Annotated in this window: 2 protein-coding genes; both read left to right on the forward strand. The window is 47.0% G+C overall.

The features are described 5' to 3' along the window. Positions 1-153: 153 nt before the first annotated feature. On the forward strand, positions 154-672 hold the full coding sequence (locus ASG81_RS33400; protein WP_235549086.1) for an IS110 family transposase: 519 nt from the start codon (positions 154-156) through the stop codon (positions 670-672). Next, positions 669-891 (forward strand): IS110 family transposase (locus ASG81_RS33405; RefSeq protein ID WP_235549087.1); only part of this gene is annotated, 223 nt, incomplete at its 3' end. The genes ASG81_RS33400 and ASG81_RS33405, both read left to right, overlap by 4 nt.

Consider the following 891-nt stretch of genomic DNA (forward strand, 5'->3'; position numbering starts at 1 on the left):
TTCGTCTTAAACTCTGAGGTATATCGGTTCCGTTTTTCCATTGCTTCATTATAACTTATTTTTCTCCCTCCCGTGTCTCAACTTATGGGAGCATTATACAATATCGCCAATTGGTTAATGAAACAAGGTGTTTCAGTTGTCCTTGTCAATCCAATGACGACCAAACGCAATAAGGAAAACAGAGACAACTCCCCYTCAAARAATGACCCAAAGGACGCTTTGGTCATTGCCGATGCAGTGAGTCGCGGGTTCTACACGCCCTTCTCTCCAAAGGAAGAAGMCTTCCGCCGCTTAMGGGTTATTGTCACAAACAGAGAGCATTGGGTTGTTAAATCCGGACGRATTAAGAACAGAATCCACCGCTGGCTGGATATCCGTTTTCCAGAATACAGGCAAGCGTTCGAAGATATTTTTAGTCCTCGTTCATTAGCCACTTTGCGTCGTTTYCCAGCCCCATCTGACGTMKTGCARTTAACTCCGGAACAAACTGGKGRGTGTACATGGCTAGACCTGGCGGTGTSCGAGGCAGGAACAAGGCGWTCCAGCTCCAARCACTCGCTAGACATAGCGTTGGAGACRCTACTGCCCTTGAAGAAGACAAATGGGAACTGCGGCACCTCATCGAAGAATATGAACGAATCTGCCACATCATTGATGAAGCGGACGAGATGATTGAAAAGCTATTGCCCGAAATCCCCTGCTCTGATCTCGTTCGATCMGTCGGTGTTTCCGTTCCTGCAACGGCTGCCATATTYGCATTTGGCGGGGACTTACGTAAGCTGTCTCACGGGAATCAGTTWTTGCGAAAGGCTGGATTAAACTTAGCGGAACGTAGTTCTGGTAAGTATAAGGGGCACATTAAGCTAACCAAACGAGGAAACTCATTACTAC

Origin of the sequence: Paenibacillus sp. Soil522 (genome assembly GCF_001428245.1) — a bacterium.
Lineage (GTDB): Bacteria > Bacillota > Bacilli > Paenibacillales > Paenibacillaceae > Pristimantibacillus.